Annotated in this window: 14 protein-coding genes; 7 read left to right on the top strand and 7 right to left on the bottom strand. The window is 30.3% G+C overall.

The genetic code is table 11. The features are described 5' to 3' along the window. Window positions 1-44: 44 nt before the first annotated feature. From B5L73_RS04455 to B5L73_RS04445, 3 genes are read left to right on the top strand one after another with little or no spacing between them, the layout of a single operon-like run. Complete coding sequence (locus B5L73_RS04455) at window positions 45-872, top strand: transporter substrate-binding domain-containing protein (protein WP_085148423.1); 828 nt, start codon at window positions 45-47, stop codon at window positions 870-872. A 45-nt stretch (window positions 873-917) separates the two neighbouring features. Beyond that, the gene (locus B5L73_RS04450; RefSeq protein ID WP_085148421.1) at window positions 918-1,610 is read left to right on the top strand and encodes an ABC transporter permease; all 693 of its coding nucleotides are present in this window, start codon (window positions 918-920) and stop codon (window positions 1,608-1,610) included. Then, entirely contained in the window at window positions 1,610-2,284 is a 675-nt protein-coding gene (locus tag B5L73_RS04445; protein WP_085148418.1) for an ABC transporter permease, read from the top strand. Before B5L73_RS04450 ends, B5L73_RS04445 begins: the two co-directional genes overlap by 1 nt. Here the strand turns inward: B5L73_RS04445 and B5L73_RS04440 are convergent, their stop codons facing one another. From B5L73_RS04440 to B5L73_RS04420, 5 genes are all read right to left on the bottom strand, one after another. Beyond that, window positions 2,285-3,325, bottom strand: a complete 1,041-nt coding sequence (locus B5L73_RS04440; RefSeq protein ID WP_085148415.1) for an ABC transporter ATP-binding protein — start codon at window positions 3,323-3,325, stop codon at window positions 2,285-2,287. Beyond that, window positions 3,325-5,007, bottom strand: coding sequence for an ABC transporter permease (locus B5L73_RS04435; protein WP_085148411.1), 1,683 nt, complete (start codon window positions 5,005-5,007; stop codon window positions 3,325-3,327). Before B5L73_RS04435 ends, B5L73_RS04440 begins: the two co-directional genes overlap by 1 nt. Before the next feature lie 43 nt (window positions 5,008-5,050). Further along, on the bottom strand, window positions 5,051-6,385 hold the full coding sequence (locus B5L73_RS04430) for an ABC transporter substrate-binding protein (protein ID WP_085148408.1): 1,335 nt from the start codon (window positions 6,383-6,385) through the stop codon (window positions 5,051-5,053). Between the two features lie 87 nt (window positions 6,386-6,472). Next, entirely contained in the window at window positions 6,473-7,624 is a 1,152-nt protein-coding gene (locus B5L73_RS04425; protein ID WP_085148405.1) for a M24 family metallopeptidase, read from the bottom strand. A 9-nt stretch (window positions 7,625-7,633) separates the two neighbouring features. After that, on the bottom strand, window positions 7,634-8,023 hold the full coding sequence (locus B5L73_RS04420) for a DUF6165 family protein (RefSeq protein ID WP_085148403.1): 390 nt from the start codon (window positions 8,021-8,023) through the stop codon (window positions 7,634-7,636). A 32-nt stretch (window positions 8,024-8,055) separates the two neighbouring features. Between B5L73_RS04420 and B5L73_RS04415 the strand changes: the two genes are divergently transcribed. Further along, window positions 8,056-8,997 carry a glycosyltransferase family 9 protein gene (locus B5L73_RS04415; RefSeq protein ID WP_085148400.1) on the top strand — a complete coding sequence of 314 codons (942 nt, stop codon included), beginning with the start codon at window positions 8,056-8,058 and terminating at the stop codon, window positions 8,995-8,997. Here the strand turns inward: B5L73_RS04415 and B5L73_RS04410 are convergent. Further along, window positions 8,994-10,076, bottom strand: a complete 1,083-nt coding sequence (locus B5L73_RS04410; protein WP_085148397.1) for a glycosyltransferase family 4 protein — start codon at window positions 10,074-10,076, stop codon at window positions 8,994-8,996. The two genes, B5L73_RS04415 and B5L73_RS04410, sit on opposite strands and share 4 nt — an antisense overlap. After that, window positions 10,076-10,630 (bottom strand): thioredoxin family protein, encoded by a 555-nt coding sequence (locus tag B5L73_RS04405; RefSeq protein ID WP_085148394.1) that lies wholly within the window; start codon window positions 10,628-10,630, stop codon window positions 10,076-10,078. Before B5L73_RS04405 ends, B5L73_RS04410 begins: the two co-directional genes overlap by 1 nt. Before the next feature lie 20 nt (window positions 10,631-10,650). On the opposite strand from B5L73_RS04405, the gene B5L73_RS04400 reads away from it, so the two are divergent. From B5L73_RS04400 to B5L73_RS04390, 3 genes are read left to right on the top strand one after another with little or no spacing between them, the layout of a single operon-like run. After that, window positions 10,651-11,163: a gamma carbonic anhydrase family protein gene (locus tag B5L73_RS04400; protein WP_085148391.1), complete on the top strand. Its 513-nt coding sequence runs from the start codon at window positions 10,651-10,653 to the stop codon at window positions 11,161-11,163. A 3-nt stretch (window positions 11,164-11,166) separates the two neighbouring features. Continuing rightward, window positions 11,167-12,324, top strand: coding sequence for a hypothetical protein (locus tag B5L73_RS04395; protein WP_085148388.1), 1,158 nt, complete (start codon window positions 11,167-11,169; stop codon window positions 12,322-12,324). A 14-nt stretch (window positions 12,325-12,338) separates the two neighbouring features. Next, entirely contained in the window at window positions 12,339-13,589 is a 1,251-nt protein-coding gene (locus B5L73_RS04390; protein ID WP_085148386.1) for a hypothetical protein, read from the top strand. Window position 13,590 lies beyond the last annotated feature (1 nt).

The following is a 13,590-nucleotide window of genomic DNA, read 5'->3' as shown; positions in this document are numbered from 1 at the left end:
CCACAATTTGTGAAATACTATTTTTTTAATTAAAGGAGATAACAATGAATATATTCAAGAAAACTATTTTTTCAGTTTTACTTTCTCTATTGGTAATAGGAAATGTAAATGCTGATAAAATAAGAATTGGAACAGAGGGTGCTTATCCTCCATGGAACTCAAAAAATGAAGCAGGTAAGTTAATAGGATTTGAAGTAGAATTAGCTTACACACTATGCAGATACATTGGACAACAATGTGTAATAGTTGAACAAGATTGGGATGGAATGATTCCAGCTTTAATCATGAGAAAGTTTGATGCAATAATGGCAGGAATGTCAATTACTGCAGAAAGACAAAAAGCTATAAGCTTTTCTCAAGGTTACGCTGATGAAGTTGCATCTTTAGCAGTTATGAAAGGATCTAGTCTAGAAGGTTTAGATACACCTGCTGGAATAAACCTTACTAAACCAAACGCTGCAGCTAAAAAAGCTCTTAAAACACTTACAGCTGCATTAGCAGGTAAAACTGTTTGTGTACAAACTGCTACAATCCACCAAAACTTTTTAGACTCAGGTGATGTAGGAAAAGTAAATGTAAGAACTTATAAAACACAAGACGAAGTTAACTTAGATTTAGCATCTGGAAGATGTGATGCTGCATTAGCTGCTGCTGTTGCATTCAGTGATTATGCAGAAAAATCAGGTAAGCCAGTTGTACTAACTGGACCAACTTTCTCTGGTGGTGCTTTTGGAAACGGTGTTGGAGTAGGTATTAGAAAAGATGATACTGAACTTTTGAAAAAGTTTAACGCCGCTATCAATAAAGCGAGAAAAAACGGAGACATTAGTAGAATTGCTACTAAGTGGTTTGGTTTCGACGCTTCTATGTAATTAAATTTTAGATTTGGCGACTATCATGTATAGTCGCCAATCTGTATGGAACTTCTAGCATTTGGAGATACTGGTTGGGGTGATGAATTATTTTATGCAACCCTGATGACAATAGCTGTTTCAATAACAGCAATGTTTGTAGGTTTTCTTTTTGCTTTAATCTTTACACCATTAAAATTATCAAAAAATAAGTTTTTAAATTTTATCGCCAATTCTTACACAACTATAATAAGAGGTGTTCCAGAGTTATTAGTAATTTACCTTTTCTTTTTTGGTGGAACTGGTGCAGTAATGTTTGTTGCATCAATGTTTGGTTATAATGAATATATTGAAATAAATGCGTTCATTACAGGTGCATTTGCAATCGGAATAATCTCTGGAGCTTATTCAACAGAAGTTTTTAGGGGAGCAATACAATCAATTGATAAAGGCCAGTTCGAAGCTGCAAATGTATTAGGTCTAAATAAATTTGGAAAATTTTTTAAAATTATTTTACCTCAAACATTAAGATTAGCTATTCCAAATCTAAGTAATGTTTGGCAGATAACTCTAAAAGACACTTCTCTAATTTCAGTTACAGGTTTAGTTGAAATCATGAGACAGTCGTATATTGCTGCTGGATCAACGAGAGATCCATTATTCTTTTATTCATTTGCTGCAGTTTTATATTTATTACTTACTTTTGTGAGTATGAAATTAATCAATAGATTAGAAGTTAAATATAGTAGGGGGTATTGATGGATCTTGAATTAATGATTAATAGTTTCCCAAAGTTACTTAATGCTGCTGTAATAACTTTAAAACTTCTTTCGGTTTCTTTAATAATTGGATTATTCATTGGCTTATTTTTTGCAATTCTAAGATTAAATAAAAATATATTTATCAATAGATTTGCTTATGGATATTCGTATGTATTTAGAGGCACTCCACTTTTGGTTCAAATTTTTATAATTTATTTTGGATTAGGTCAGATTGAATATTTGAGATCAACAGTTTTATGGGTAATTTTAAAAGAACCATATTGGTGTGCAATTATTGCTTTTGCTCTAAACACAGGTGCTTATACTTCAGAGATATTAAGATCAGCATTTCAAACAATTAAACCTGGAATAATAGAGGCAGGTAAAAGTTTAGGTATCTCAAATAAAGTAATCTTTTATAAAATTCAGATACCTATCGCTGTTAGACAATCTTTACCAGCTTATGGAAATGAAATTATCCTGATGATGAAAGGAACTTCTTTAGCGAGCACAGTTACCATAATGGACCTTACAGGTGTTGCAAAATATATAATTTCAACAACTTTTAAACCAATTGAAGTATTTATAGTTGCTGGTGGAATTTATCTATTTATGACTTTTATCATTCACAACGTAATAAAATACCTAGAAAAGAAATACAGTTTTAACTAATTATAAAGCTTTTATTTTAGAGGAGTCTATGTAAATTTTGATATCTTCATTAGGTGAAAAAATTTTTTTATTTATTTCGTGTAAAGTATCAACTGTTAACAAGTGATTTTTAACCTCAATTGAATATCTTATGATATTTCCAAGAAATTCCTGATTTTTAACTTTTGCAGTAAAATTTTGTAACTTAGTATCAAAATTTTCAAAATATAGATTTTGAGGTCTCAGTAAAATACTAGTAGCGTTTTGATTGTCAGGAATATCATTGATTATTAATCCGTTATTGCTAGTAAAAATATTATTTTTAAATGTTCCAGAAATTACATTAGTTGTGCCTAGAAAATTTGCAACAAAAGTATTTGCAGGGTTGTTATAAAGATCTACGGGTTTTCCTACTTGTTGAACAACACCATCATTTAAAATTGCTAGATTAGTTGACATGGAATTTGCTTCTTCTTGGTCGTGCGTAACAAAAATAGTTGTAATTCCAATTTTTGTATGGAGATCTAGAAGTTCTTTTCTCATTTGTACCCTTAATTTTGCATCAAGGTTTGACAATGGTTCATCTAATAACAAAACTTTTGGTTTGACCACCAAAGTCCTAGCCAAAGCTACTCTTTGTTGTTGACCACCTGATAATTGATAAGGATATCTATTTCTTAAATCTTTTAGATCTACTAGTTCCAATACTTCATCAACTCTTATATCAATCTCTTTTTTATTAACTTTTTTTTCCTCAAGTCCAAAACAAATGTTTTTATAAACTGTCATGTGAGGCCACAAAGCATAATTTTGAAAAACCATCCCAACATCTCTCTCCCAAGGATTTAAATTACTTACTTCCTTCCCATCTATGAAAAGTTCTCCTGAGCTTGATTTTTCAAATCCAGCAACTAGTCTAAGTAAAGTGGTTTTTCCACAGCCCGAAGGTCCTAAGAAAGTATAGAAATCTTTGTTTTCAATATTGAGATTAACATCTTTTAAAACATGATTAGACCCATAAGAAACATTGATATTCTTTATCTCAATAATTGAACTACTCATTAATCTATCTTAGCCTCCATACCTCTTTGTTTATATTTTTTTTCTATAATTAATTGTGAGAGATAAGTTCCTACTGCAACAATTAAAACTCCAATTACACCAAAACCTGCCCCTGGTCCTCGTCCTGCAGCTGTTTGCATGTAAGAGTATATTGCATAAGCAAGTGGTGCATCAGATTCTGTTGAAACTAACATTATTGTTGCAGATAATTCAACTGTTGCTGTTGAAAAACTTGTAATAAAACCAGCTAACAATCCTCCTGTCATAAGTGGAATTAATATTTTTCTAAATATTGAGATCTTCTGTGCCCCCAAAGACTCAGCTGACTCCTCTAAGTATTTACTTATTTGCATTAGAACTGCGTTACATGCTCTTAGAGCATAGGGTAATCTTCTTACAGCAAGAACAATAACTATCATAAACCACCAAGAAGCTAGTGGGGTATCATTCCAAGGTAAGTTTATAGAATAAAAAGTTCTTAAATAACCGATTCCCAAAACTAAACCAGGTATTGCGAGTGCACTCATTGCTACATAGTCTAACAATTGTCTTCCAATAATTTTTGTTCTTAAAACTATGTATGAAATGAAGAAAGCAAGGACGACATCAATAAATGCAGCTATTGAACAATATAACATTGTATTTTTTATAAAGACGCTATTTTCAAAAACGTCTTTATAATGACTCAATGTATAAGCATCTGGTAGTACACTGAACGACCAAATTGTTCCAAATGATAAAAGTGTTAATGCTATATGAGGTGACAAAACCAAAAACAAAATAAAGAACACAACAAAATAAGCTAGATATTTTTGGTAGGGTAGAAAATCTCTTTTAATCATTCCACCACCACCTTTTTGAAGCATAGAATAATCTTTTCCACCCAAAGCTAATTTAGCAACCCAAACAGCCGAAACAGATGTTAAAACTAAAATAACACCAATAACATAACCCATTGGATCATTAATACCAATTGAAGAAATTCGAAGATAAGCTTGTGGAGCTAACATGGTATTTACATCTAGGAGTAAAGGGGTTCCAAGATCATCAAAGACTTTTAAGAAAACCAAACTTGCTCCAGCAACATAACCTGGCATGGAAAGAGGTAAAACTATTCTTCTGAATAAACCAAAACCTTTTGCTCCAAGATTTTGAGCCGACTCCTCCATTGTTCGATCAATATTATTAAGACTTGTGATTAAATTAATAAGTATGAATGGAAAATAATGGATGGACTCCACAAATATTACCCCATTAAGACCCTCCATAAATGGTATTTTGAAACCAAACCAGTCATTAAGGATTAAATTTATAGAACCATTACTTCCAAAAAGAAGCTTCATAGCAACGGCCCCAACAAATGGGGGCATAATCAAAGGAATAAATCCTAGACTTTGAATTATAACAGAACCTCTAAAATTAAATCTTGAAGTGAAGTAAGCTAAAGGCAAAGCAAATATTGATGAAAGGACAACAGACATCCCTGCAACGTAAAAAGAATTATAAAATGACTCTATGAATAAAGCATTTTGAAAAAAATCATAAAAATTTAATAAAGTAAAATGGCCGTTCTGGTCTAAAAATGAAACATAAAAAACTTGAAAAATAGGAACTGCTAAAAAAATTAGCAAGAATAGCCCTATAAAAAGCGCGCTAGATTTTAAAAAAAGATTTCTAAACATAAAAAAATGGCCTCAATCATTTAAATTGAGGCCATATTATATTTTATAGAGATTTAATTGCTTCTTCTGCTTTTTTTATAGCATTAGTGTAATTGTCTATAACAAATTTATCCCATTCAGCTTCAACCTCAGCCTGACGAGTTCCAGCATATTTTTCAATATCCTTTGCTTTTTTTCTTTTTTTCTTAAAGATTTTGTTGAACTCAGCATCATTAGCTTTAGCCTCAGTTATAGGCAGAGCTGCAACTAGTGCTCTTGCCTCAGCTATAAGTTTTTTAGCTTTAGGATTATTCTTGTTTCCAAGTTTAGCTTCAGCTTCATAAATTGCTGACATTGCTGCTCTTAGATCATCAAGACGATAAGTAATCATTACGTCAAATAATGAATTTACTAAATTATATCTTCCTTTTGACAGTTGAACATCAAATTTCACAGCAGCACCAATTGAGCTGTCCTTGAAAGGATTTGGAAAATCCTTTGGAGCTTTTGAGTATGTTTTCGGATTAACTGGTAATCTTCTGATTTTTGGATCAAGAAGAATTTCTTGACCTTCAGGAGTTAAAAGAAAATCTATAAACAATTTCGCATTTTTCTCATTAGGAGCATTAGTAATAACACCAATATTCGCTGGTACTAAAGTCGTTACAGTTGGATAAACGAAACCTACTGGAAAGCCGCTTCCGATAGAAGATAGTCCAAAGAAGTCAATAACTATACCAACTCCAAAATCACCACTATTTACTCCATCTGGCACACCAAAACTTCTTGCGGTTACTGTTTTAAAGTTTGCAGCAATACTTTTCATTTTGCCCCATCCCTTAACAAATCCATCACCTTGTAGAAGTGTTTCTACAGTCAAGTGTGTTGTACCTGATCTTGAAGGAGCACTCATACCAGTATGACCAAAATAAATTGGATCAGCCATATCAATCCATTCTTTTGGTGCTGGAAGATTGTTTGCTTTAAGATATCTATTATTCCACATCATACCATAACCAGCTGCAGCAAATCCTGTATAAAAACCCTCTGGATCATTAATAGGATAAGAACCAACTAATTTTGGAATTCCTTTTACTTTTGATGAGTACTTAGCAAGAAGACCATCACCTTTTAATACTTCAAATGCATCTGGTGCAGAAGCCCAGAATAAATCAGTACCGTTATTTGATGAAGTTTCTTGAATATATTTAATACCTGCTGTCGTCTTTTTACCAACTACTTCAACAGTTATATTTGGATATTTCTTTTCAAAAGCTGCTTTAAACTGCCCTGATAAATCTTTAGGAAAAGATGTGACTATGACTAAATTTCCTGAGTTAGCAAAGACGTTAGAAGCAAAAAATAATAAAGAAATAAATACTAATAATATTTTTTTCATTTTATTCCCCTCTCTGTTTATATTAAATAAAGTATCAAGGTATTTAAGGATAAAGTCAAACAATCAACACTAGAATCACTTTTTAGTTTAAAGAATAACTAAATCTAACTTTTGTTTACCAAGTCTTTCATTGCCATTTTCTGTAACTAAATAAGTTTCACCTAAATTCATTGCTAACTGGTGTTCAGAGTCCATCAATATCATGTGCATAAAAAATATATTTCCAGGCTGCATTACATAAGGATTATTAGTGTAAAGCATTGGCCAATCCATCCAGTTTGGAGAAAAAGTATTTCCTAATGAGTAACCACAAGCATTCATCCGAGCTTTTTTAAAACCAAGATCATCAAAAGTTTTTGCATGAATATCAAAAACTTCTCCAACTTTATTTCCAGGTTTTAATTTACTTTCACAATTTTTAAGAGCTTCAACACATGCTTCATGCATTTTATGATGTTTAGGATCTGCTTTACCAATAGGAATGGTTCTAAACATAGCAGAATGGTAATGTCTATAAGTACCAGCCCATTCAACAGTTAATTGATCTTGTTTGTCTAAAATTTGTTTTTCTGCTTGATAACGACAAAGCAGTGCATTTTTACCAGAACCAATTATAAATTCATTTGCAGGATAGTCTCCACCACCTTCAAATATAACTCTGTTCATTTCTGCTAAGATCTTAGATTCACTAACACCAGCTTTTGCATGTCTCCATACTTCGTCTAAAGCTTTATCAGCAAGCTCTGCAGCTTTTTTAACATAAACAATTTCCTCTTCAGATTTTACTACTCGTAATTTTGTTATTAAGTCTGATTTATCCTCAAGAGAACAATAATTTTCTAAAGATTTGTTTAATCGAAGAGCATTACGACCAGTTAAACCATAAGCTTCATATTCAACTCCTAACTTTTTTCCTTTAAGATTTAACTCATTTAAAATAATTTTAAGATCATCAGTTGGATTTGATCCATCTTTATCAACCCATATCCTAATATCTTCTATGTTGGATGTATTTTGAGCTTGTCTTAAATCAGGAGCTCTTGTGAGCAGTATTATATTTCCGCTTTTATCTAAAACCAATGTCTGAAAAAAAACATAACCAAAGGTATCGTATCCAGTTAACCAATACATGGACTCTTGTCTAAACATTAAAAGAGCATCAAGGTTTTGCTCTTTCATCGAATTTAAAACTTTATTTTTTCTGCTAGAAAACTCTTCTTTTGAAAAATGAAGCGCCATTAGAATTATTTAGTAACTAGTATATTCTTTTATCTCTTTTATAACTGAACCGGTGTGATTATTAATTTCTAATTTTATTTTTGCTCTATCATCATTAAGAAAATGGACGTCTCTTGAAAGTTGAATAAATTTTTCGCCAAAATCTTTATCTTTTTCACATTGTCTTTTATCATCCTCAATAACCCATAGTTTAGAATTTATTTCTTTTAATGATTGATAAAGATCATTAAGTTTACCATCAGATTTTACATTCTTATCAAGCTGATTTTTTAGAATAGAGTGTTCGTTATTGATAAATTTTAGTTTTTCTGAATCTTTAATTTTTCCTTGTTTGATTTCTAAAATTGAAATTTTATCTAAAAGTTCACCTATCGAAACTTCAACTATAATTTTATTCATAAAATTTAATACTGTGCTATCTTGTTATAAATATGTCTAATATTTTAATTATTAAACACGGATCATTAGGAGATATAGCTCAAGCAAGTGGTGCAATTCAAGACATATCTGAAAATCATAAAAATGATCGAATTTATTTACTAACTACAAAAGCTTATTTAGAAGTTTTTAAAAAAAATCCATTTATTCATGAAGTAATCCTAGATAAAAGGTTGCCAAGATATAATCTTATATACTTATATTTCTTAATGAGAGAACTTAAGAAACATAGTTTTTCAAAAGTTTTCGATCTTCAAAATTCCTCAAGAACAAATTTTTATAAAAATATTCTTTTTCCTAAAGCAAAAAAAGAAACATGGTCTAGCTCAATTACAACTTTGCCAGAAGTAATAGATAAAAAGGAATTTGATAAACACTCTGTTCTAGATAGATTTAATCATCAATTACAAACCTCAGGACTAAAAACATCTCATACTTTAAATCCTAATTTTAGTTGGGCTGGCTCTGAGATCAGTAAAATCAAAGATCATTTCAAATTGAATAAATTTATTTTATTATTTCCTTTTTGCTCGCCTCACTTGCATATTAAGAAATGGCCTTATTATAATGATCTTATAAAACTTATTTTAGATAAATTTGGTAACGAATATAAAATTGTTATAGCTCCGGGCCCATCCGAGATAAATGATGCAAAAGAAATAAATGCTGAAGTTTTATTAGATAATGGAAAAGCACTTGATATTCCTCAACTAACTTCTTTAATAAAAGAAAGCACCTTTGTTATTGCTAATGATACGGGACCTGCTCATATTGCAGCTCATGTTGGAGCTAAAGGCTTAACTTTATTTGGAAAACATACTACTGCATACAAAGTCAGCATTGAAAGAGATAATTTTAAAGCAATTGAAGTAACAGACTTGAATAATTTAAGTGCAGAAAAAGTTTTTGAAAGATTAATTAATTCTTTAAATTAATTAAGAATTTTTTTGTATTCTTCAAAAGTTTTATCCCATTGAAATTTTGAAACATACTCTTTGGCATTCTTTCCAAGTTCAATATATTTTTTATTTTCAATCATTGAATTTAATGATGAATATATATCATCTAGATTGTTCCCATCACAAATTAATCCAGTTTTATCGTGATCAATTGCATCGGATGCACCACCATCTTTTCCTCCTAGTGAGGGAATTCCATATTGTGCAGCTTCCACATAAGCTATCCCAAAACCTTCTACAGAAGTTTTATGTATTATAGATGGCATGACAAAGATATTTGATTTAGCTATTAAGGCATTTTTTAAATCATTACTTATATCTTTAAAGAACATTACTTGTGAAGTTAGATCTAACTCTTCAACTAATTTTTTTATATTCTCCTCTTCATCACCATAACCAATACAAATATAAACAATATCAGGGTAAAGTTGTTTTAAATTTCTTAATGCCATAATTACTTTTTCATGATTTTTTCTTTTATCAAATCTAGAAACAGTAATTAGTCTTGGTGTTTTTACTTTTAATAGACTTTCAACTTTCTCAAGAGATTTTTTATTTAATTCCTGCACTGGATCAGCCCCAGGGTTTATGACTATAACTCTGTCTTGATCTACACCATTATTTATTGCTAAATTTTTTGTATATTCAGAATTTGCAATTACTTTCTCTACATTATTAAGAACTTTTATAACTCTTTTATTTAATGAGCTTCCTAAAGGATGGTTGATCTCTTTACCATGAATTAAACAATACTTTTTTTTATCAGTTTTTATCAATTCTAAACTTTTCCAGTGATCCGCAATGATACCCTCAACTTTATTTTCTTTTAAAAATTCATTTATTAATTGAGCTTTTCTTATTTTTCTTAAAAATTTTATTCCACCAACTCTTTCAATTGAAAAACTTGCCTGTTCATCAAAATCTTTATGATTTTCGTGATAATCCGCAAAAACTTTAATCATGAAATTTTTTGACATTTCACGAGATAAACCCCACATCAAACTTTGCATTCCACCTAATTCTGGTGGGAAAGTTTTGGTAACGATAATAAACATTAATTAGTTTTCCACTTTATACCACATCCAGCACTAGGAATTTGGTTCTCAGGTCCCTTATGAGTTTCAGCAATTTGCATCATAGCTTTTAAAAGATCACTATCGCCATCTCTAACTGGAATTAATTTTTTTAGTTCTCTCAATCTTCCCCTATATTGAAGCTCTAAATCTTTGTTGTATCCAAAAAAATCTGGAGTACATACTGCATCATAAGTTTTTGCTACTTCTTGCGTTTCATCAACTAAATAAGGGAAACCAAATTGATTTTTTTTTGAAAACTCAATCATATTATCAAAAGAATCTTCAGGATAATTTTCTGCATCATTGGCACAAATGGCTACTGAATTGATACCAATGTCTTTTAATTTTTTGCAATCTTCAACAATATCTTTTGTAACTGCTTTAACATATGGACAGTGATTGCAGATAAACATAATTAGTGTTCCTTTTTCACCTTTGACATCTGCTAGTGAGAGAATTTTACCTTCTGTTGATTTAAGCTTAAAGTCATGAGCTTTTTGACCAAAATCACATATTGGAGTTTGTATAGGCATAATGTAATAATATATAAATTATGTTTTACGATTTAAAAGATAAAAAACCAAAAAACTCTGGCGAAAATTGGGTAGCACCTAATGCAACTATAATAGGTGATGTTACATTAGAAAAAAATTCTAGTATTTGGTTTAATGCAACCTTAAGAGGCGATGTAGAAAATATTCATATTGGTGAAGGTTCTAATATACAAGACGGAAGTGTTTTGCATACTGATCCTGGTTATCCATTAAAAGTTGGAAAAAATGTTACCGTTGGACATATGGTTATGCTTCATGGATGTACGATAGGAGACAATAGTTTAATCGGAATAGGTGCAGTGATTTTAAATAATGCAAAAATTGGAAAGAACTGTTTAGTCGGTGCAAAAGCATTGATTACAGAAAATAAAGAAATTCCAGACAACTCTTTGGTGATAGGCTCACCTGGAAAAGTTGTAAGAGAAATTACTGAAGATGAAAAAAAAGCAATTATTGAGAACACAAAGCATTACCAAGATAACTGGAAAAAATATTCTAAAGCAATTTTTTAACTTGTGAAAAAAATTATATTAGTCTGTTTATTCAATATCATTATTTTCTCAAATTCTTATGCCAAACATCAATATGAGGAGTATAGTTTTTATGCCTTTTGGAAGTATGAAATAAAAGGATCTAATAATTATTATAAATTCAACTCAGATTTAATTCATGACAAAGACGTAGTAAAAGAACTAAAAAATAAAAAGAAAACTGGTTTACATAGTTATTTGTTATTTGAAGATAATAAAATTAAAATAGATGAACATGATCTTCCAGCCAATATTATAAGTAATAAGGGTTTAATGCCATCACACTCGATGGGTAAAAGTCTAGTGTCATATGTAACAGGTTACGCAATATGTGAAGGTTATATAGATGATATCAATGTTAAATTAGATGATTGGTCTACTATAAAGGGCACCCTTTACGAGGGTCAAAAACTTATAAATTTACTTAATATGACAGCAGGTGATCAAAAAATTATTGGTGAAAGAAACTTTAATTCAGACAATGGAATTCAAGATAAATCAGGAAAGAGATCTTTAAATGTAAATGTTTATCCAATAAAAAATATAATGGAGTCTAAAATTTTACAAAATACAAAAAAATCAGGTCCAGTTTATAATTATAATGCTTTAGCTACCAACACCATTATGAATTATACAATTTATAAAGTAGGTGATGAATATCAAAAATTATTAAATAAAGTTTTTAAGGAAGATGCAAAAATTAAAAATAGTGTATACTTTAGCAAGACCATAAGAAGATCATTTTCTGATAAAGAAAAGGGAGAATATGGAAGATATTCTTTTTATGCGGATAGATATGATTATCTAAGAATTGCAAAGTCAATTATGGATCATTGGAATAATGATACATGCGTAGGTAAATATTTGAAAACTATTTATGAACAAAGAATTAATAAAAATAAAAAAAATTATAATGGTGATAGACATGGTCAATTTTCTGTAAGTCAGTACACAAGAAAATATGGAGGACAGTTTCATTTTGACATAATTGGATTATCTAAAAGAAAAATTGCTGGCTTAGATGGTTTCGGTGGACAAAATATCATTATTGATTTTGAAAAAGAAAGGATAATTGTAGTAAATTCAAGAGATAGACACTACAATTGGAAAAAAATAGTTCTCAAAAAATTAAAGAAAAAATAAATTAAGTATTAATTATGAAAAAGATTTTTTGGGTTGTAGTTCTAGGTTTGTTGTTAAGCAGTAAAGCTTTTGCAGAAAGTGAAAAATGTAAATCATTACCCAAATACAGTAACCTTTGGTATTACAATAAGTGTGACGAGCAAAAATCTTTAAAATCAAAGAAAGTTAAAACATGGAAAAATAGACAAATTCCTGAAGAATATGTTAATCCAAATCTTGAGACATTGAGATACCATTTTCTTTCTTATAACAAAAGAGGTAAAAATGATAAAAAATTTTATACCAAACCATCTTCTCAACCAAGTGCTTTAAAATTTAATCTTCAAAAAGAACCAAAGATAATAAAAAAGATTGTTAAGAAGATGCAGTCGACAGGTTTAATTAGTTATTTAATGTATGAAGATGGAGAGATTGTTATTGATCAGCTATCTCCCCCTGAAAGATTTGGAGATTTAATAGATGATGACACGATGATATACAGTATGTCTTTAGGAAAAAGTTTAGGTGGTTACCTCATGGGTCATGCCATCTGTAAAGGTTACATTAATTCTTTATCATCAACTTTGGCTGATTGGCCAATCCTCAAAGGAACACTGCTGGAAACAGCTACAGTACAAGATCTTATCAACGCCAGCACAGGTGATCAAAAATATATTTGGAACAATAATTTAAGTTCAGGAAGAGACATAGGTGATTTAACTATTGCCAGTATTGCAAAAAAAGAATTAGCAAACACTAAACCAGGAAAAAAACGTTTTAACTATTCTCAATTTTCTCCCAATGTAGCTTTGAATTATATTTCATTTAAAACTGGACATAAATTTAATTCATTTATTAATGACGTCCTAAAAAATCATGTAGGTCTTGCTGGGAAATTAAGGTTTAATGGTAGTGGGGTTGAGTCAAAGGGTGTTATTCAATCAAATTTTAAAGCATCACGTTACGATACATTAAGAATTGGCATAGCTATTTTGAATGATTGGAACAGTGACACATGTATAGGAAATTATCTTAAAGATGTTTATTCAAATAGAGTTTATAAAGGAGCATATAATGTAGGTGACGGTTATTCACAATCTTATGCAGGTTTTTTTCATACCAACTATCCTGGCATAGGTGATACGGTGATGGGTATGGATGGATATGGTGGTATTGCATTGCTGATAAATTTTGATGAAAATCGAATTGTTTACACCCATGCAGTACATCGAGACTACAATTACAGATCTCTTGTTTTGAATGCTATAGATAAGGGAATATTTTAGG

Source organism: Candidatus Pelagibacter sp. RS39, assembly GCF_002101315.1.
Taxonomy (GTDB): domain Bacteria; phylum Pseudomonadota; class Alphaproteobacteria; order Pelagibacterales; family Pelagibacteraceae; genus Pelagibacter.
This window is presented reverse-complemented; position numbering and strand designations above follow the sequence as displayed.

Bases quoted from the DNA above. Each gene is read 5' to 3' on its own strand.
- B5L73_RS04455 (WP_085148423.1), top strand. From the start codon at position 45: ATGAATATATTCAAGAAAACTATTTTTTCAGTTTTACTTTCTCTATTG.
- B5L73_RS04450 (WP_085148421.1), top strand. From the start codon at position 918: ATGGAACTTCTAGCATTTGGAGATACTGGTTGGGGTGATGAATTATTT.
- B5L73_RS04445 (WP_085148418.1), top strand. From the start codon at position 1,610: ATGGATCTTGAATTAATGATTAATAGTTTCCCAAAGTTACTTAATGCT.
- B5L73_RS04440 (WP_085148415.1), bottom strand. From the start codon at position 3,325: ATGAGTAGTTCAATTATTGAGATAAAGAATATCAATGTTTCTTATGGG.
- B5L73_RS04435 (WP_085148411.1), bottom strand. From the start codon at position 5,007: ATGTTTAGAAATCTTTTTTTAAAATCTAGCGCGCTTTTTATAGGGCTA.
- B5L73_RS04430 (WP_085148408.1), bottom strand. From the start codon at position 6,385: ATGAAAAAAATATTATTAGTATTTATTTCTTTATTATTTTTTGCTTCT.
- B5L73_RS04425 (WP_085148405.1), bottom strand. From the start codon at position 7,624: ATGGCGCTTCATTTTTCAAAAGAAGAGTTTTCTAGCAGAAAAAATAAA.
- B5L73_RS04420 (WP_085148403.1), bottom strand. From the start codon at position 8,023: ATGAATAAAATTATAGTTGAAGTTTCGATAGGTGAACTTTTAGATAAA.
- B5L73_RS04415 (WP_085148400.1), top strand. From the start codon at position 8,056: ATGTCTAATATTTTAATTATTAAACACGGATCATTAGGAGATATAGCT.
- B5L73_RS04410 (WP_085148397.1), bottom strand. From the start codon at position 10,076: ATGTTTATTATCGTTACCAAAACTTTCCCACCAGAATTAGGTGGAATG.
- B5L73_RS04405 (WP_085148394.1), bottom strand. From the start codon at position 10,630: ATGCCTATACAAACTCCAATATGTGATTTTGGTCAAAAAGCTCATGAC.
- B5L73_RS04400 (WP_085148391.1), top strand. From the start codon at position 10,651: ATGTTTTACGATTTAAAAGATAAAAAACCAAAAAACTCTGGCGAAAAT.
- B5L73_RS04390 (WP_085148386.1), top strand. From the start codon at position 12,339: ATGAAAAAGATTTTTTGGGTTGTAGTTCTAGGTTTGTTGTTAAGCAGT.